16 protein-coding genes are annotated in these 17,553 nt (G+C 63.8%); 3 read left to right on the plus strand and 13 right to left on the minus strand.

Annotated elements, in window-relative coordinates:
• Positions 1-61: 61 nt before the first annotated feature.
• Both J2S96_RS01135 and J2S96_RS01140 read left to right on the plus strand, forming a co-directional pair.
• Positions 62-580 carry a universal stress protein gene (locus J2S96_RS01135; protein ID WP_306859056.1) on the plus strand — a complete coding sequence of 173 codons (519 nt, stop codon included), beginning with the start codon at positions 62-64 and terminating at the stop codon, positions 578-580.
• Between the two features lie 302 nt (positions 581-882).
• Positions 883-1,746, plus strand: coding sequence for a universal stress protein (locus J2S96_RS01140; RefSeq protein ID WP_306859058.1), 864 nt, complete (start codon positions 883-885; stop codon positions 1,744-1,746).
• Between the two features lie 91 nt (positions 1,747-1,837).
• Here the strand turns inward: J2S96_RS01140 and J2S96_RS01145 are convergent, their stop codons facing one another.
• The 10 genes from J2S96_RS01145 to J2S96_RS01190 form a co-directional block, all read right to left on the minus strand.
• Positions 1,838-2,281, minus strand: coding sequence for a universal stress protein (locus J2S96_RS01145; protein WP_306859060.1), 444 nt, complete (start codon positions 2,279-2,281; stop codon positions 1,838-1,840).
• 601 nt (positions 2,282-2,882) lie between these two features.
• Positions 2,883-3,332, minus strand: a complete 450-nt coding sequence (locus J2S96_RS01150) for a pyridoxamine 5'-phosphate oxidase family protein (protein ID WP_306859062.1) — start codon at positions 3,330-3,332, stop codon at positions 2,883-2,885.
• Between the two features lie 10 nt (positions 3,333-3,342).
• Positions 3,343-4,236, minus strand: coding sequence for a TetR/AcrR family transcriptional regulator C-terminal domain-containing protein (locus J2S96_RS01155; RefSeq protein ID WP_306859063.1), 894 nt, complete (start codon positions 4,234-4,236; stop codon positions 3,343-3,345).
• Between the two features lie 15 nt (positions 4,237-4,251).
• On the minus strand, positions 4,252-5,340 hold the full coding sequence (locus tag J2S96_RS01160) for a fatty acid desaturase family protein (protein WP_306859064.1): 1,089 nt from the start codon (positions 5,338-5,340) through the stop codon (positions 4,252-4,254).
• Positions 5,341-5,614: 274 nt separating this feature from the next.
• Positions 5,615-6,415, minus strand: a complete 801-nt coding sequence (locus J2S96_RS01165; RefSeq protein WP_306859065.1) for an alpha/beta fold hydrolase — start codon at positions 6,413-6,415, stop codon at positions 5,615-5,617.
• Positions 6,416-6,756: 341 nt separating this feature from the next.
• Positions 6,757-7,878, minus strand: a complete 1,122-nt coding sequence (locus tag J2S96_RS01170) for an NAD(P)/FAD-dependent oxidoreductase (protein WP_306859067.1) — start codon at positions 7,876-7,878, stop codon at positions 6,757-6,759.
• A gap of 56 nt (positions 7,879-7,934) precedes the next feature.
• Complete coding sequence (locus J2S96_RS01175; protein ID WP_306859068.1) at positions 7,935-8,975, minus strand: Gfo/Idh/MocA family protein; 1,041 nt, start codon at positions 8,973-8,975, stop codon at positions 7,935-7,937.
• On the minus strand, positions 8,976-9,758 hold the full coding sequence (locus J2S96_RS01180) for an amino acid ABC transporter ATP-binding protein (protein ID WP_306859070.1): 783 nt from the start codon (positions 9,756-9,758) through the stop codon (positions 8,976-8,978).
• On the minus strand, positions 9,755-10,543 hold the full coding sequence (locus J2S96_RS01185; RefSeq protein ID WP_306859072.1) for an amino acid ABC transporter permease: 789 nt from the start codon (positions 10,541-10,543) through the stop codon (positions 9,755-9,757). Before J2S96_RS01185 ends, J2S96_RS01180 begins: the two co-directional genes overlap by 4 nt.
• Before the next feature lie 73 nt (positions 10,544-10,616).
• A complete protein-coding gene (locus tag J2S96_RS01190; protein WP_370872959.1) occupies positions 10,617-11,480 on the minus strand; it encodes an ABC transporter substrate-binding protein in 864 nt (287 codons plus the stop codon).
• Between the two features lie 164 nt (positions 11,481-11,644).
• On the opposite strand from J2S96_RS01190, the gene J2S96_RS01195 reads away from it, so the two are divergent.
• Positions 11,645-12,727: a LacI family DNA-binding transcriptional regulator gene (locus J2S96_RS01195; RefSeq protein ID WP_306859075.1), complete on the plus strand. Its 1,083-nt coding sequence runs from the start codon at positions 11,645-11,647 to the stop codon at positions 12,725-12,727.
• A 224-nt stretch (positions 12,728-12,951) separates the two neighbouring features.
• Here J2S96_RS01195 and ctaD read toward each other — a convergent pair whose 3' ends face one another.
• Genes ctaD through J2S96_RS01210 form a run of 3 tightly spaced genes read right to left on the minus strand, consistent with a single transcriptional unit; the run spans position 12,952 to position 17,548 of the window.
• Positions 12,952-14,643, minus strand: a complete 1,692-nt coding sequence (gene ctaD / locus J2S96_RS01200; RefSeq protein ID WP_306859077.1) for an aa3-type cytochrome oxidase subunit I — start codon at positions 14,641-14,643, stop codon at positions 12,952-12,954.
• 32 nt (positions 14,644-14,675) lie between these two features.
• On the minus strand, positions 14,676-16,439 hold the full coding sequence (locus J2S96_RS01205) for a glycoside hydrolase family 15 protein (protein ID WP_306859079.1): 1,764 nt from the start codon (positions 16,437-16,439) through the stop codon (positions 14,676-14,678).
• Positions 16,436-17,548, minus strand: a complete 1,113-nt coding sequence (locus J2S96_RS01210) for an enolase C-terminal domain-like protein (protein ID WP_306859081.1) — start codon at positions 17,546-17,548, stop codon at positions 16,436-16,438. Before J2S96_RS01210 ends, J2S96_RS01205 begins: the two co-directional genes overlap by 4 nt.
• Between the last annotated feature and the right edge of the window lie 5 nt (positions 17,549-17,553).

The following is a 17,553-nucleotide window of genomic DNA, read 5'->3' on the forward strand; positions in this document are numbered from 1 at the left end:
TTTTTGACGGCACCACCATCTGCGCATTCTTAGAGAAACCGCGGGAACGGAAAGGAACCTCATGGCCACGCGAACCCCGCATGACAAGATCGTCGTCGGCGTCGACGGCTCGGATGCCTCGGTCGAGGCCCTGCGCGAAGCCCACCGCCTTGCATCAGCACTGGGAATCAGCGTCGAAGGCTGGATCTGCTGGGATTTCCCCGCTGGACATGAGGCCTACGAAATGATGGGGCGGGACGGATTCAGCCACCAAGCATCCGAGATCCTCCACGACGCGATGACGAAGGCGTTCGGCCCGGAATTGCCTCCGAACGTCCGGACCAGGCTTGTCCTAGGTTCCGCCCGGCAGTCCCTCATCGACGCCAGCCGGTTCGCCTCCTTGCTGGTTGTCGGACGGCGCGGCCACGGCGGGTTCAACGGCTTGCTCCTCGGTTCGGTGAGCGCAGCCTGCGTCGCCCACGCGCGTTGCCCCGTTCTTGTTGTCCACACGCCTGATTCAAGCGAGCACGACGAGCCTCGCCCCGGCGCCGGGGCGGCAAGCAAAACACCGCGATCGATCAAAGGAACACAATCTAAATGAAGAAGTGGAACCGTTGGCAGGACTGGACGGTCGTCGCCGGCATCCGGCCACGGCCGATGCCGGGTCTGCGTCCAACCTTCAGGAGACCAGCGTGAAAGGCGCCGCCCGGCCCCGGCCCCTGCAATGAACGTCTGGAAGTGAGTCCCGAGGGGGAGCCGAAGCACCGCCACGGACGCCTGCGTTCAACCGATAACTATGCGGCGGGACTTCCGGCCCTAACGCTCAGAAGCATCGGGACGGAGACTGAACCTGCACAGGTCGGTAACGGGTCAAGATAGTTCTTAAGGAAGAGCGGACATGTCGTGAAAGAACCAATAGTTGTCGGCATCAACGATTCTGGGGCCAATGAGGCCGCGTTGACGTGGGCAATGCATCGGGCCGCGGCCCTGAAGCTGCCAGTAAGGCTCGTGCACGCCGTGGATGACAGATGGATGTCCGAAGCCTTTGTCTACAACGAGGTGGCCAGCAAGGCAGCGACAAAACTTCTGACCACGGCCAAAGCCCACGCGGCCCGGCTGGAACCGACCGTTGACGTTCGCACGGTATTGGTCTCCGGCACCGCAGGGTATGCCCTCCGCAAAAGATCCAAGAAAGCCTCCTTGGTGGTCATAGGCTCCGGGACCCATGTCAGGGCCGGAGGCCGGGTCACCGACCGAGCCCTCCAGATCGCTTCCGTGGCGCTATGTCCGGTGGCCGTCGTCGGCGAAGACCCACTGAAGAACCGCCACGGCGTCATCGTCGGAGTGGACGGGTCGGAGGAATCAACCCAAGCGGTAGCCTTTGCTGCATCCGAGGCAGACCGCGAAGGAGAGGAGCTGACCGTGCTGCACGCCTTCCCGATGCCCGGCTCCTGGTTGCAAAAGGGGCTGCCCGAGGGCAGCTTCGTCGAGCAATTCATGGAAGAAGAACGGATGGTCCTCGCCGAAACAATTGCCGGCCTGGCGGAAGAGTATCCCGACCTCGTCGTCCACAAAGTCCTGGCCAGCGATCCACCGGCCCAAGCCCTCACCGAAGCAGCATCGAAGGCGAAGTTACTGGTCCTCGGCAGCCGCGGCAGCGGCAGAATCAAGCGGCTCTTGCTGGGCTCAACCGCCCACGCTGTCCTTGCCCAGTTGGCCTGCCCGACCATCATCATCCGCATACGCCGGGTCAAGAACACCAAGTAGAACGAGGGGTTCTTCCCCGGAGGAAGGGCGGGCACGAGGATTCCAGCTTGTCCGATTCGACGCCCCGTTCTTCTTCGGCAACTGCCATGGTTCAGCTACTTTCCGGAACGTGGACCACAAGAACCGGGCAATGGGCGTGGGCAACACAGGCTGAACTCACCGACCCGAGCAGCAGGCCGCCAAATCCACCGTGGCCACGCCTGCCGAGGACGAGCATGTCCGCTTCCCGGCTAGCCTCGATAAGGGATTCCCGGGCGTGACCACGGACGACGCGTGAGACGACGTTGTCCGGCAATTCCGGACCGAACGCGTTATCCAAGGACTCCTTGAGGACCTGTCCGGCTCCTTCCTCGAAGTTATCTATGCCCATGGCCAAGTAGCCGCCATAGACCTGAGGGAACTCCCAATAAGCGACGGCCATGAGTTGCGCTCCCAATGGCACCGCAAGCCTCTGGGCCTGCCGCAGTGCCTCGACGGAGGCTTCGGATCCATCGACGCCAACAACGATCCTTGCTCTGCGTGCTTCCTCGCCCATGACTTTCCTCCCCGCGTTAAGGGTGATTCCGGTATCCTGCTAGCCTCACCCGAAGCTCTCCCAGGTTGTAGGGCCGAAAGTCACACCCCGGCCTGTGGCACGCTCCGCCCATCCTGGGTGTCCAGTCCGATGTTGGTGTCGCGAGTTGTCGGGTTCATTAGGTGTTTGGGCCTCGTTATTTGATCGGTCGAGGTGTCTAGAGCCGCCCAGTTCCGCAACCCTCCGACACGGCGGGCCACAACCCGAATCGAGCTATCTCCGCGTGGAACCAAGCTAAATTTCAAAGGCAACACCAACCAAAAGGACGCCTCCTACCTTTCCGTCCCGTTTGCATGAATGCTGAGCCCGCTCGAATGGACAATAGCCTTGACACGGGCGGAAGCAATCGGTGTCTCTTCTCTGGAGGGCGCAGTGCGCATACACAGAAACATCGTCGTCCCGATTTTTCAGGAGGTATCGCCAAGAATGATTTCAACATCTTCCTCGGGATCGATTCCCGGCAGCTCTGGGCGAAAACCGCCCGCCCCCTTCCAGCATGCGAATGACGGGGTAGATCCCGGAGGCTCTCGTTCTCCGTTTTGGGGGTTTCCCTGAGCAGTGGTCAGGAATCCCGTGGGGGCCACCATCGGGATGGTGGGCTGATAACGAACCTGCGACCGGTCAACTCCGTCGGCGTTACCCGGATAAGGTGGTCTTTGGCGCCAGGCTCCCAAGGCGAGAGTTCCATTGAGGAAAATGCCTGCAGTTCTTCGTCTACGGAGACAATTTCTGCATGTCCCTTAACGATTACGCTCCATGCAATTGTGCCGTATGTATTGAAACCATCGGCTTCTAGGGCGATCATTCGGCCGGCCAGGACGGCACCCAGTTTGGTACCGGGTCCCGTCCGAAAGACTACCGTCCCCTCGTCAGGCACGTAATTGATAGGGAAAATCTCCGGGCTGTCACCGTTGACGACCGCAACCCTAGCGACGGAGGAAGAACGAAGGTACTTCCAGCAGTCATGAACGCTGAGCTCTTCGGTGTCCGGTCTCGACTCTGAATTCTCCATAAAGCTGAGCCTACCGGGGTGGGGCAGGCGGTAGTAGAGGAACAACAGGTGACATCGAGAAGGAAGACGGTTGTTGCCGATGTCTCGTTCGCCGTCCTTGATGGGATGCCCAACGGAGCTGCGCGTGGAACCATTGATGGCCAGTTGGTTCCGACGAGAGCCGCGGCTGGACAGCGGCGCTTTCGGCTTCTACCGGGCCCTGCGGAAACACGGGGTACCCGCCGATTCCGTCAGACTCATCGGCTACGACGACATCCGTGTAGCAGCCCTTTTTGAACCGAAGCTGACCAGCATGGCCCTGTTCGCCGTCGTATTCGAGCAGTTCGGGGGCGACGCGGCGTAGGTGAGGGAATTCGCGCATGGGCAGGCGCTGGAGCCCGAGGCGCAGGAGGGCTTCGTTTTCTTCAGGGTCGGCGATCAGTTCCTGGAGTTCGTTGAGGACGTGACCGTAGAGGTATCCGTAGAAAGCGCGGTAGATTCGCAGGGCGTCTGCCGGCGCGAAACCGGCGCCGATGAGGATCCCCACGATCTGTTCCACCGGCCGCAGGGTCCCGGCAGGGCGCAGCCCCAAGGGCGTGGACAGGGGTCCGGTCACCAGCAGGGGTGCGGCGTTCGGGTGCGGCAGGCATACCCGGCGCAGTTCGTGGGCAATCCGGCGCAGCTGCTCCTGCCAGTTCGTACCGTCAGGAAACACTTCCAGTTCCTTGAGCATCAGTTCGGCGACGCCGGCCAGAAGTTCGTTCCGGTTGGCGGTTGTGCCTGCGGGTTCCGTTGCTTGTTCGTACCTTCCAGGCGCCGTTTCGGGGAGTCTCCGGCGAAATCCGTTGCGTTCCGTCGCCCGTAGTTCTGAGCTCCACGCTGCGGCGACTGCGAAGCTCCTTTCTGCCTTGCATGCTTGGTCCACACGGGTGTGGAACGTCTAGAAGCGTCCGTGCGTCGAGGCTACGGGACAGTCGAAGCCACGGCCGGCTGCCAGGCCCACGTCATTGAGGTATCGGACCACGATGCTGTAGGACTGCACCAGGGTTGTTTCGGTGTAGGGGACGGAATGTTTGGCGCAGAATTCGCGGACGATCGTTGCTGCTTTGTGGAGCTGGGGCCGCGCCATGTCCGGGAACAGGTGGTGTTCCACCTGACGGTTGAGTCCGCCGAGAAGGAAGTCCATGAAGCGGCCGCCGGAAATGTTGCGTGAGGTCAGGATCTGCCGGTTGAGGAAATCCGCCCGGCTGTCTTTCGGAAGGACGGGCATGCCCTTGTGGTTGGGCGCGAAGGAGGCCCCCATGTAGAAGCCGTAGACCATGATCTGGACGCCGAGGAAGGCAAAGGCCATCCCGATGGGCAGGAAAGTGAAGGCCAGGACGGGAAGGGCGCTAAGCCTTGCCATGAGGATAGGGGTCTCAACCGGGCGGTGGCGAACGTTCTGCTTGCTGAAGACAAAGCGCAACGAGTCGAATTGGAGGCTCAGTCCAAGCAGTGTGAGCAGGGGGAAGAAGAACCAGCCCTGTTTCTTCGTCAGGAACGCCAGGGGGCCCTTTCGTTCGGCTGCAGCGTCTTCGTGGAAGACCAGGGCGTTGTTCTGGAGGTCAGGGTCTTTGGAGATGACATTGGGGTGGTTGTGGTGGGCGCCGTGCTTCTGTTCCCACCAAGAGTAGCTGATGCCGGCCACTCCAGTGGCAAGGATTCGGGCTGACCAGTCGTTTGCGCGGCGTGAGGCGAAGATCTGCTTGTGTCCGGCCTCATGGGCCAGGAAGCTCAGCTGCGTGCAGAGGATGCCGACGGCGGCCGCGATCAGGAGCTGGTACCAGGACTCGCCGATCAAGGCGAACCCGAGCCAAGTTCCGGCCATGAGAAGCATGAGGGCCACAAAAACCCAAATGTAGAAGCCGCTGCGACGCTCGAGGAGGCCCGCGGACTTCACGCTTTTCAAGAGCTCTGAATAGCTCTGGACAACGGGGTTTGGCTGAATTGCGCGTGCTTTGGAGCGCTCAGCGGTGGACGTGGGTGCCATGATTGTGCCCCGTATCGCTAACGGGCAACGCTGCAGCCGACGTTCGGACTGCACGGTCTGGATCACCCTTCATCAAGCATAAGCGCAACGTCCTAACAAATGCGTCCCCGGAACGCTGGCAGTTGGCCCGCTGGCTGTGCGAAGCAATCGTGGACGGAACTGCACTACCACTGAGGAACTCGCCCGGACTGACCCGGGAGACCGCGCTGCGCAGCTGACGGCCAGAGGCGTAGACGTAGTCCACACCCACCGTCCGCCATCCGGAACACGCTGCTCACCCGGTATGTTCCTGGGTCGTTTCACGCCCGGTACCCGCTATGCCGGCGAAGGCGAGGATAGAGTCCGCCACCTCGTTGGCGCGGTTGTGTTGAACCACGTGCCCTGTTCCGCTGATTTCGAGATACTGCGCTGTGCTCGCCCCGGCCACGAGTCGGCGGCACCACTCCGACGGGGCCACGGGATCATGCGCCCCGCGCAGCACCAGGACAGGTGCCCTCACCCCACCGATCCTGGCCTCGATGCGGTAGTCCATCATGACCTTCAGGTTTTTGAGGTACCAGCCCGGCCCGCAGCGAAGATAGTCGGTGAAGACGATGGCGTTAGAGGATGGGCTTTCAAAGAACAGGCAGTCCCGGGCCAGCGCCAGCGCCTGTCGCGCCACGGACCGCCGCTGGTCGTTGACCACCGGGCCCATTAGGACCACATGCGGTATCCGCTGCGGCTGCTGCCGCGCTGCTTCGACCGCGAACTGCGTACCCATGGAGTGGCCGACGACGACGAACTCCAGCACTCCCAGCTGCTCAAGGGCGCCCAAGACGTAGGTCGCGTGCTCCGCAGCCGTAAGCACGTGCTCAGGAGCCGGGGTCCCGCCGAAGCCCGGCAGGTCGATCGAATATGTGTCAACAGTCAGGGCCAGCAGCCCGTGGAGCCGTTGGAGGTAGCGGTGCGAGACGCCGATGCCGTGTAAAAGCACGACGGCGGGTCCCGTTGCCCCTGTACCTACGGGCTGCCGGGAGGCGAAGACGTGGCCCAAATGGCCTGCGGCCTTGACCTCGATGCGCACGGGCCTGCTCATTGTGGAACTCGCTCCTGTTCATCGCCGCTGATCGGCGTCCAGTAAGCATACTGACAGTCTGTGCTGCGGGCAGCTGGCGGGCCCTGAGGTTGGCCCGTCTTCAGGAGGCACGCGCCGCAGGCACCGTCCGGAAAATCCTGTCAAGGGCGGGAAGTTGACTACGGTTCACCGAGTGCCATGGCCTTGAGGAACTCCACATCTTTGCCGAAGCAGTCGAGAGGGCGGCTGCCGGAGCACCTCAGGGCTGTTGTCTTGCGGGGACGAAGGGCATGACCGACACTCTGACCCGAACGGCTCACCATGGCAGGAGCCTTCGTGAGGCTCCTGCCATGGTGGTGGCTCTAGGAGAAGCGCGCTGGCCGGAAGGTGGCCAGCATCGGGTGCTTTTTGCCGGTGACGATCTCGCCGGCGAGTAGTTCGCCGGCGATGAGTCCGAGCGTGGCTCCGGAGTGCGTGAAGGCCACGAAGCAGCCGGGTACTTGACCGAGTTCGCCAAGGATCGGCTCGCCGTCGCCAGGAATGGGTTTGTAACCGATCTTCCACGATGCGGGTTTGAGGTCGGGGTTGCCGATGATGAGTTTGGAGGCTTCATCGGCGAGTTCCTGGACGATGTCGTCGGGGATGCTGAAGGAGCCGTCGGTGTGTTCGGTGATGTGTTCTTCGTACCAGTCGTGGTCCAGGGCCAGGGTGTTGCCGGGGTTGGGGCGGACGGCGGCCCGCGGGGTGTTCAGCACCGACTTCAGCTCGTGGTCCACGGGTTTGGTCAGCACGAGCATCGAGACGGGAGAGCCGTTGGGGATGTCGACGCCCAGCGGTGCGAGGACGGCGGGAGTCGCGGCGCCGCAGGCCACCAGCACGGCATCCGCCTCGTAGGTCCCGCCCGCGGCGGTTTCGACGCCGGTGGCCCTTCCGGCGTCGACGGTGACGGATACCTTGCCGGCGTTCAGGACCAGCTCACCGCCGCGGGCATGGAATTCTTCCATCAGGAAGTCCACGAGGTCGGGCAGGCTGACCCAGCCCTCGCCGGGGTTGAAGATGGCGTTTTCGGGCACTGCATTCGGGTCGATCCCGGGAGTGGCTGATGCAATGTCCGCCGGCCGCAGCAGGTTGGAGTCGTAACCGATGGATTTTTCGTAAGCGTGACGTGCTTGGGTGTCGGCTGCGTGTCCGCTGGTGTTCCACATGAGGCCGCCGCCGAACTGGAGCCAGTCGCGGCCGGGGTCGGAGGCGAAGAGGGTTCGGTACCGGTCCATGCCGGCGACCCGGAGTTGGTGGTAGGGAGTGGAGCGTTCTCCGGCGGAGTTCAGCCAGGACAGGGACCGTCCGGTGGCTTCGCTGGCCAGGCCCCGCTCGGTCAGCAGGATCACGGAAGCGCCTTCGCGGAGCAGGTGGACGGCGGTGGAGACGCCGAGGATGCCGCCGCCGATGACGGCGACGCGCTTGGTGGAAGCTGTGGAGGACATGGGTGTCGCTTTCTTGGTGTTGTGTCGGGGGTGCCGGCTGCCGGGTTCGGTGCCGGCTAGGCGAAGGCGTGGATCTTTTCGATGATCCGCATGACGTTCAGGGATTCTGCCGGGTCCACGGGCAGCGGCCCGCGGCTGTGGATTGCCTCGGCGAGTCCTGCATAGAACCGGGGGTATGCGCCCCGCTCTGCCGGGACCGGGACGGCTGATCCGTCGACGACCAAGACGCCCCAGGACTCTCTCGGTTCGATGCCGTAGGCGGGATTTGTCGGCGCCATGCCGGCGGCGAGGGCCGGTTCCTGGCGGTCGAGTCCCCACTTGGTGTAGCCGGCCTTGGAACCGAGGACGTGGAACCGCGGTCCGGTCCGGGCCGCCATGCCGTTCATCCAGAGCCGTGTCCGCACTCCCGAGGCGTGAAGCAGGGACACGAACGCCTCGGTGTCGGCAGCGTCCGGGTGGGGTCCGTGGTTGGCGGTTTCCCCATAGCAGTCCTCGACGGGTCCGAACAATTGGATTGCCTGGTCGATCAGGTGGGCGCCGAGGTCGTGGAGGATGCCACCTCCTTCGGCGAGGGGTGCCGTATCGCGCCAGTTCCCGAACCCGTCAGGGCGCCACCATTCAAAGCGTGACTCGACGCTGCGGACCTCACCGAGGGCGCCGTCCTGGATCAGGGCTTGGAGGGTGAGGAAGTCCGCATCCCAGCGCCGGTTCTGGAATACCGTGAGCTGAGTCCCGGCATCGGCTGCCCGGGCGATGAGCTCTGCACCGTGGGCCGAGGTCGTGACGAACGGCTTGTCGACTACGACGTGCAGGCCATGCGCGATCGCGGTCGCGGCGAGGTCGAAATGGGTGATCGGGGGCGTGCCGAGGATGACCAGGTCCAGCCCGCCGCTGTGGGCGAAAAGTGCCTCCGGGGTCGGGATGATCCGTGCGTGCGGGTGAAGCCTTGCGGCCTCGGCGGCGCGGTGGGGGTCGGCGGTGACGATGACGTCGAGGGAGTAGCGGGGGTCCGCTGCGATCAGGGGCGCGTGGAAGACTTTGCCAGACACCCCGTAGCCGACGACGGCGGTCCTGATAGCCGCGGGAGCGTGACCCATTTAGAGCACCTCCGAGAGGAAGCGTCGGAGGCGTTCGCTCTTGGGGTTGTCGAAGAGCTCGGCGGGGGTGCCGGCTTCGACGACTTCGCCTTCGTCCATGAAGACAACCTGGTCGGCGACTTTCCGGGCGAAGCCCATTTCGTGGGTCACGACGACCATGGTCATGCCGCGTTTGGCGAGTCCGGCCATCAGGTTCAGGACGCCCTTGACCAGTTCCGGGTCCAGGGCGCTGGTGGCTTCGTCGAAGAGCATGACCTCCGGTTCCATGGCCAGGGCCCGGGCGATGGCGACGCGTTGTTGCTGGCCGCCGGAGAGGTCGCGAGGCCTGTGGTCGGCACGTTCGGCGAGCCCTACCTCCGCAAGGCGGTGGCGTGCGCGTTCACGTGCTTCTGCCTTGGGCATGCCCTTGACGCTCCAGAGGGCGAGGGCCACATTTTCAAGTGCGGTGTGGTCCGGGAAGAGGTTGAAGTGCTGGAACACCATGCCGATGCGGGCCCGCAGGATGTCGGGGTTGACTTTCAGTGCGCTTTCTCCGGCGAGGAGGACGTCGCCGCTCTTGGGTTCGTGCAGGCGGTTGACTCCCCGGAGGAGGGTGGACTTGCCTGAACCGGAAGGCCCGATGATGCATGTGGTGGTGCCCGGTGCCACGGTGAGGTTGACGTTGCGGAGGACTTCAATGTCGCCGTAGGCCATGGTCAGGTTCTTCAGCTCGAGGGACGAGCCGTGGAAGGTCTCGATCGTCGCAGCCGCGGCGCGGCGTGAGGTGTTGTTGGTGAGGCTCATGTGTTGCTCCCCGTGATGAGCGGCGATGCCGCGTCGAGTTCGGTGACTTCCTTCAACCCGCTGGTGGGCGGAGTTGCCCTCCGGCGGCCGGTGCGGAATCTGGCGTCGAAGTAGTTGACCAGGTGGGTCAGCGGGACGGTGATGACCAGGTAGAAGACGCCGGCCATGACCAGCGGCGACAAATTTCCGGAGAGGACGGCGGCGTCCTGGCCGACGCGGAAGAGTTCGCGTTCGCCGACCAGCAGGCCCAGGAAATACACCAGCGACGAGTCCTTGACGATCGCGATGAACTGGTTTACCAGGGCCGGCAGGACGCGGCGGATCCCTTGCGGCACTACCACGAGCCGCATGGATTTGGCGTAGCTCATGCCCAGGGCGCGGCAGGCCTCACCCTGGCCTTTGTCGACGCTCTGGATGCCGGCGCGGAAGATCTCGCCGATGTAGGCGCTGGCGATCAGGGCCAGCGCGATGATGCCGAGCGGATAGGGGGAGGGGCCGAAGATCGATTGGCTCAGGCGGGCAAAGCCTTGGCCGATCAGAAGGATGGTCAGGATGGCCGGAAGACCCCGGAACAGGTCCGTGTAGATGCGGGCGGGGATGCGCAGCCACTTGGAGGAGGAGATCCCCATGACGGCAACGACCATGCCCAGTGCGACGCCGATGATGGTCGCGGCCACGGAGATGATCAGGGTGTTCAGGAGCCCGACGCCGATCAGTTGGGGCAGGACTTCGGCCATAGCGCCGAAATCGAAGAATGTACGTGTGATGGTGCTAAACCAGTCCATGGTTTGCTCTCACACTTAGTTGGCTGTCGGGCGGGCGGACCGGCTGCGGTCCGCCCGCCTGCTGGCAGGTGGTTTACTTGCTGGGCGCCGGGCTGGCGGTCTGTTCGGCCTTGGGCAAGTACTGGGTAGGCATGGGGGAGCCCGGGAACCACTTCTGGTAGAGCTTCTTCCAGGTGCCGTCTTCCATCGCCGCGGCGAGCCCCTTGTTCAGGGCGTCCTTGAGGGCGGTCTTGTCCTTGGCAAGCGCGAAGCCGGCCGGCGCGTCAAAGGAGGGAATATCGGCGGCGCTGACCAGGCCGAACTGCTGCTCGTAGGATTTTGCGGCTTCGTAGTCAAGGAAGTGGGCGTCTGCCGAGCCGCTGTTCACTGCCGAGATCGCAGCGTTGTTGTCCGGGAAGCGCACCAGGTTTGCGGTGGGGAAATTCTTCACCGCGTACGCCTCCTGAAGAGTTCCCTGGACCACGCCGAGCCGCTTGCCAGCCAGGTCATTGGTGCTCTTAATCCCTGAGGTCTTGGTCGTCAGGACGGTCAGGTATCCGGCGAGGTAGCCGTTGGAGAAGTCCACGGTCTGCTTACGCTTGTCCGTGATGCCGATGGCTGCGACGCCGACGTCGAACTGGCCGTTGGCGACGGCTGGCAAAATCGCCGAGAAGTCCTGTCCGGTGAAGACGACCTTGTCCACTCCGGCGCGGTGTGCGACGTCTTTGAACAGTTCGACGTCGAAACCCGTGAAGTTTCCGGTCGCGTCCGTGAACGTGTAGGGCTTGGCGTCGCCAAGGCTGGCAACGCGGATGGTGCCGGGTTCGATCAAGCCGTATGGGTTCCCGGCAGATGGGGACGAGGCGGTGGTTGCTCCGCCACACCCGCTCAGGGCCAAGAGGGCCGCGACAGCAGCCGCGACGATCACCCCGGGACGGAAGTTCAGTCGTTTAGTCACAGCAAATGTTCCAATCGTCAGAAGCAGGAAGCGGCCTAAGGCCTTCATGAATTCCCTTGCTGAGTCCGGTCTCAACGGCTAGGATTGAGACCGGACTCACATCGGGGTTGCTAAAAATGTAACCCAAGCCACACTGGCCGTCAAGGCCCTTTCGGAAGGCATGCATGAGCAGCAACGGTTCCAGACGGCGCGAGATCACGGTTGCCGACGTCGCGCGAGCGGCGCAGGTGTCCAAGGCCCAGGCCGCGAGGGCTCTGGGCAATTACGGTGCCGTCAGCGAAGAAGTCCGGGGCCGGGTTCTTGCGGCGGCAGAGGAGCTTTCCTATCGGCCCAACGAGCTGGCCCGCAGCATGAACACGGGCAAATCGAACACCATCGGGGTAGTCGTCGGTGACATCGAAAATCCCCACTTCGGCCTGGCCACCCGGGGCATCACGGACACGGCCAAGAAGAGTGGCTATAACGTCATCCTTATCAACACTGACGAGGACACGGCAGCCGAAGTGGACGCCGTCCGGGTACTGCTGGACAAGCGCGTTGATGGCCTGATCGTGGCCCCGGCGTCCTCGGTGGCAACACGGCACCTGCAAAGTGTGCAGGATTCCGGACGCCCCTTGGTGCTGTTGGACCGCAATGCCGGGCCAATGGATGTGGAGACCATGGCGGTGGATATGGCCGATATTTCACACGAGTCCACCAAGTACCTTCTTCAGGCCGGACACCGCCGCATCGCGTTCATCTCCACGCTCAGGACCGAATCTTCGTACCGGGCTGGAATGCTCCTTGATTCATCGCAGATCGCGGATCGTCTCGAAGGCATGCAGCAGGCCTACCGCGAAGGCGGTTTTGACTTCCCTGTCGATCTGGTGCGGCTGAACGCCGGAGACGCGGAATCGATCCGCCGCGTTACGCGCGAGGTGCTCCTCATGCCCGACCCGGCCACCGCGGTCGTCGCGTCCGACGGGCTGATCGCGCTAAGCATCGTGGAGGCGATACAGGAACTGGGCCTGGCCATTCCCGCGGACGTGTCGTTCCTGATGTACGACGACTTCGCCTGGACGCGCCTGACTACCCCGCCGCTGACCGTTATCGCCCAGCCCGTCTACAACATGGGCGTGGCCGCGGCCAAGGCATTGATCCGCCAAATTCAGGGCCTGCCTCGCCGGACACCTGCCCCCAAATTCACGGCGACCCTGATCCGCCGCGGCTCGGTCGGGATACGGCGCGCGGCAGAGGTCCGCAAATAACAGCACCCGGTGCGCAACCAAGAAGCTTGGCAATCCAGCCAGGAATGGCAGCGGCCTCAACAACTCAGCGGTACATGGGGTGAGCTGCTCTCGGAGTTTCTCGGCACCTTTGCGCTGATCTCCTTTGGCGATGGAGCAGTGGCCATAGCCATGGCATCTTTGCCCGGATCCGGCAGGGCAGCAACGCCACCCCGATCCTTCGGGCCCGTACACCGTGTCCTGATTCACGCAGACGGCATTGAGTGCGGCGAAGACGTCTTGGCGTTGGCAAGTTCCGGGTGGTGGAGGTCCAAAGCGGGACGTTCGGAACGGATGCGGGGCAGGGAGGTGAAGTTGTGCCGCGGCGGCGGGCAGGATGTAGCCCACTCGAGCGAGGCGCCGAAGCCCCAAGGGTCGTCTACTTCCACTTTCTTGTTGCTGCGCCAGGTGATGTAGACGTTCCAGAAGAACGGCAGCAGTGAGGCGCCGAGCACGAAGGAGGAGATGGTGGAGAACTGGTTCATCCAGGTGAAGTTGTCCTGGGGCAGGTAGTCCGCGTACCGGCGGGGCATGCCCTCGACGCCGAGCCAGTGCTGGATCAGGAAGGTGCCGTGGAAGCCCAGGAACAGGAGCCAGAAGTGGATCTTGCCGAGGCGTTCGTTGAGCATCTTGCCTGTCCACTTGGGCCACCAGAAGTAGAACCCTGCGAACATCGCGAACACCACGGTGCCGAAGACCACGTAGTGGAAGTGCGCCACCACGAAGTAGGAGTCCGAGACGTGGAAGTCCAGCGGCGGGGAGGCCAGGATGACGCCGGTCAGGCCGCCGAAGAGGAACGTCACCAGGAAGCCGATGCTCCACAGCATCGGGGTTTCGAAGGTGATCGAGCCCTGCCACAGGGTGCCGATCCAGTTGAAGAACTTCACGCCGGTGGGAACCGCGATGAGCATCGTCATGAAGGAGAAGAAGGGCAGCAGCACCGAGCCTGTGACATACATGTGGTGCGCCCACACCGTCACCGACAGGGCGGCAATGGAGATGGTCGCGTAGACCAGGCCCTTGTACCCGAAGATCGGCTTGCGGCTGAAGACGGGGAAGATCTCAGAGACGATGCCGAAGAACGGCAGCGCGATGATGTACACCTCGGGGTGGCCGAAGAACCAGAACAAGTGCTGCCACAAGATGGCTCCGCCGTTTTCGGGGTCGTAAATGTGGGCACCGAAGCGGCGGTCCGCGCCCAGCGCGAACAGGGCGGCAGCAAGGGGCGGGAATGCCATCAGGACCAGGATCGCCGTCACCAGGGTGTTCCAGGTGAAGATCGGCATGCGCCACATCGTCATGCCGGGAGCGCGCATGCAAATGATCGTGGTGATGAAGTTGACCGCACCCAGGATCGTTCCGAAACCGGACAACGCGAGCCCGAAGACCCACAAGTCACCGCCCACACCGGGAGTGAAGGTGGTGTTATTCAGTGGTGCGTAGGCGAACCAACCGAACGACGCGGCACCCTGCGGCGTAATGAACCCGGACACCGCGATCGTGGAGCCGAAAAGGAAGAACCAGAAGGCCAGCGCGTTCAGCCGCGGGAAGGCGACGTCGGGGGCGCCGATCTGCAGCGGCATGACGACGTTCGCGAAGCCGGCGAAGAGCGGCGTCGCGAACATGAGCAACATCACCGTGCCGTGCATCGTGAAGAGCTGGTTGTACTGTTCCTTGGTCTGCAGGATCTGCATGCCCGGCTCGAAGAGCTCCGCACGCATCAGCAGCGCCATAACGCCGCCCAGGCAGAAGAACACAAAGGACGCGATCAGGTACATGTACCCGATGGTCTTGTGGTCCGTGGAGGTGATCCAGTTGACGACAATACGTCCCTTGGACCGGGGAACCTTCAGCGGCAGGCCTTGGGACGCCTGGGCCGTGATATCTTCAAGGGCCATGCCCCCTCCTCTCAGTGGTGTTTGAATAATCCTCACGACGCCGGTGGTCCGGCAAGGCGGTGGGCTGTTTCGAGCATGGCCGCATGGACGAACGCTTGGGGAAAGTTTCCGCGCAGCTGCCGCTGTTCGACGTCGAATTCTTCGGTGAACAGCCCCGGCGAGCCGCAGGCGGCTCGGTTGCGTTCAAAGAGTCTGAACGCCTCCACGGTGTTGCCTTGCAGGTGTTCGGTGAGGGCGAGGTTGAAGCCGCACAGCAGGAATGCGCCTTCTGCTTCAGCGAGGCGACCGGGCCCGTGGCTGAAACGGTAGACATAGCCGTCGTCGAAGAGTTCCTTCCGTACCGCGGCCGCCGTGGCAAGAGAGCGGGGATCGCGCGGAGGGATGGCGCCGCGGATTGCGGGGAGAAGGAGCGCTGAGTCGATCCGCTCATCCGATGCTGATCGTTGCCACCGACCACTCGGATGCATGCAGGTCGCGGCGGCCTGATCAAAGATCTTGTCGGCGAGCGATTCCCACGAGGCCGCTTGCGCGGTCGGGGCGTGCCGGATGATGGCCTTGAGGCCGGCGACGCACAACAACCGCGAATGGGTCCAGTATTCGTTTTCGAGCTCCCACATACCGGCGTCGGGCTCGGTCCATTTTGCTTCAATCGCCGCGACGGCAAGTTCGACGGCGGTCCAGGTCACCTTGTCGAGGCGGTCGTGGTCGGCCGCCGTTGCGAAAAGCAGGAGCGTTTCGCCGAAGTTGTCCAGCTGGAATTGCCCGTTGATCCAGTTGCCAACCGTGTCAGTCCCGCCGGGATAGCCGGGAAAGTCGAGCGCTTTCTCGTCCGGAACGCGGCCGCCCGTGACGGTGTAGGCGGGCTTCAACGAGGGGCCGTCCGACAACAAGCGCTCGCCGACGAAGCGGACCGCACTGTCGAAAATATCCATGGCCCCGCTCGCGGCCGCGGCCAAGCCGGCGAAGCACTGGTCGCGGATCCAGGCGTAGCGGTAGTCGTAGTTGCGCTTCGCAGCTTCGCGCTCGGGCAGCCCCATGGTCGCCGCCGCAACCATGGCGCCGGAGGAACTGGTCAACCCGCGGAGGACGGCGTACGCGCGCCGAGCGTCCGCTGGTGCGACCGATGAGGTCATTTCGGGGGCCAACGCAGCCCAGGCCCGTTCCGTGGACGCCCAGAGACTCGCGGATTCAGGTGCCCGGGCAGGTAAAGGCTTGCTCGAAAGCTCCAGCACCAGATGGTGTTCATCGCCGGGCGCAAGCCGGATTTCCTCCCGCAAGACGCCGTCCACGAGGTTCGCCCGGCCAAGTCCGCTGACGCGAAGCCGCAAGCCGCCGCCCGAACCCGACCACGCGCCGTCATCCTCTTTTGAAAGGTCCAGTCGTTCCCGCCCGAAACCGGGCTTGGGCTGCAGTACGACCCGGACCGGCGCGTTCCCGGAGATGACCCGGATACACCGCATCAGCACGGCCGTCGACGGATCGCCCGGCATGGCCAGCGCTTCGCGGCACTCGACGATCCCGTCCGTCGTGACCCAGCGGCTGTTCCAGATGAGCGTGCCGTCGTCGTAGTGCCCTTCCCAGACGTACCGCGGGTTCAGCGGCGTCACGGCAAACGCCCCGGGACCGTCGATGAGCGACGCGAACACGGCCGGATCGTGCCATTGCGGCGCGCACATCCAGACGACGTCGCCGCGCGGCCCGATCACCGCACCGCGTTCGCCGTCGCCGAGGAGGGCGTAGTCGCGCAGGACATGGGCAGGGAAAAGGACGTCGACGTCGGACTGTCTGGCTGTCATGGGCGGCCTACCCGGTATTTAAGCGCGTCGTGTTCGCGGAAGGTGAGTCCGTTGCCGGGGTTGTCAGCCGGGCGGACGCTCCCGCCTTGCGGGTCGGCGGCGCCATCGAAGAAGATGTCCTCTATTCGGACATGGTCGTGGAACCATTCCAAGTGACGGAAGTTGGGGGTGCCCGCGGCCGCCGCGATGGACAAGTTCGGGGCACAGTGTCCGGAGATTTCCAGTCCGTGCGCCGCGGCAACGGCCGCAACCCGGAGCCACTCGGTGATCCCGCCGCAACGGCTCACGTCCACTTGGAGGCAGTCGACGGCGTCGGCCGCGCACATCCGCTCGAAGTAGAAGAGGTCCGTGCCGTACTCGCCGGCGGCGACGTCAGCCGTGATCAGTTGGCGGACCTCGCGGAGTCCGTCGAGATGGTCGCTCGAGACCGGTTCTTCAAACCACACGATATTTTGGTCGGCCGCGGCCTGGAAGACCCGCACGGCCTGCTTCGCAGTGTACGCGCCGTTGGCATCGACGAAGAGCGCGACGTTCGGGCCCACAATCGATCGGGCCTGCCCAATCCGGGAAAGGTCCCGCGCCGTGCTGGTCCCGCGGTCCTGGCCGATCTTGATCTTCACCCGCGGGATTTGTTGCACCATGGTCCAATGTTCCAACTGGTCCCGCAGTTGTTCCTCCGAATACGTGGTGAATCCGCCGCTGCCGTACACGTCCACTTCGGAGCGTGCCGCGCCCAGCAGTCGGTGCAGCGGGAGGTCGAGGACCCGGGCCTTGAGGTCCCACAGCGCGCAGTCGACGGCGGAAATCGCATAGGCGGCCAGCCCGGGTCGCGATGCGTTCCGCACAGTCCGCGCCATGGCTTCGGACGCGGCGGGAACGTCGAAAACGCTCAGCCCGTTGACGGCCGGCTCGAGGAGCTCCTTGATGAGCTCGACGCAGGCGGCCGGCGCGTAAGTCCAGCCGAGGCCGGTCCACGCGCCGGCCTCGGCCTGCACCAAAACCATCGTGGTGCTGTCCCAGGCGAAGGTTCCGTCGCCTTCCGCTGCCGTCGTGGGCACGGTGTAGGCCGAGACCTTGAGGGCTTCAACAAGGAGCGTTGTATCGCGCACCTCAA

This window comes from Arthrobacter bambusae, assembly GCF_030812595.1.
In the GTDB taxonomy this organism is placed as follows: domain Bacteria; phylum Actinomycetota; class Actinomycetes; order Actinomycetales; family Micrococcaceae; genus Arthrobacter; species Arthrobacter bambusae_B.

Excerpts from the sequence above, each read along its gene's own strand:
- J2S96_RS01135 (WP_306859056.1), top strand. The coding sequence starts at position 62 with ATGGCCACGCGAACCCCGCATGACAAGATCGTCGTCGGCGTCGACGGC.
- J2S96_RS01145 (WP_306859060.1), bottom strand. The coding sequence starts at position 2,281 with ATGGGCGAGGAAGCACGCAGAGCAAGGATCGTTGTTGGCGTCGATGGA.
- J2S96_RS01150 (WP_306859062.1), bottom strand. The coding sequence starts at position 3,332 with ATGGAGAATTCAGAGTCGAGACCGGACACCGAAGAGCTCAGCGTTCAT.
- J2S96_RS01160 (WP_306859064.1), bottom strand. The coding sequence starts at position 5,340 with ATGGCACCCACGTCCACCGCTGAGCGCTCCAAAGCACGCGCAATTCAG.
- J2S96_RS01165 (WP_306859065.1), bottom strand. The coding sequence starts at position 6,415 with ATGAGCAGGCCCGTGCGCATCGAGGTCAAGGCCGCAGGCCATTTGGGC.
- J2S96_RS01170 (WP_306859067.1), bottom strand. The coding sequence starts at position 7,878 with ATGTCCTCCACAGCTTCCACCAAGCGCGTCGCCGTCATCGGCGGCGGC.
- J2S96_RS01175 (WP_306859068.1), bottom strand. The coding sequence starts at position 8,975 with ATGGGTCACGCTCCCGCGGCTATCAGGACCGCCGTCGTCGGCTACGGG.
- J2S96_RS01180 (WP_306859070.1), bottom strand. The coding sequence starts at position 9,758 with ATGAGCCTCACCAACAACACCTCACGCCGCGCCGCGGCTGCGACGATC.
- J2S96_RS01185 (WP_306859072.1), bottom strand. The coding sequence starts at position 10,543 with ATGGACTGGTTTAGCACCATCACACGTACATTCTTCGATTTCGGCGCT.
- J2S96_RS01195 (WP_306859075.1), top strand. The coding sequence starts at position 11,645 with ATGAGCAGCAACGGTTCCAGACGGCGCGAGATCACGGTTGCCGACGTC.
- ctaD (WP_306859077.1), bottom strand. The coding sequence starts at position 14,643 with ATGGCCCTTGAAGATATCACGGCCCAGGCGTCCCAAGGCCTGCCGCTG.
- J2S96_RS01205 (WP_306859079.1), bottom strand. The coding sequence starts at position 16,439 with ATGACAGCCAGACAGTCCGACGTCGACGTCCTTTTCCCTGCCCATGTC.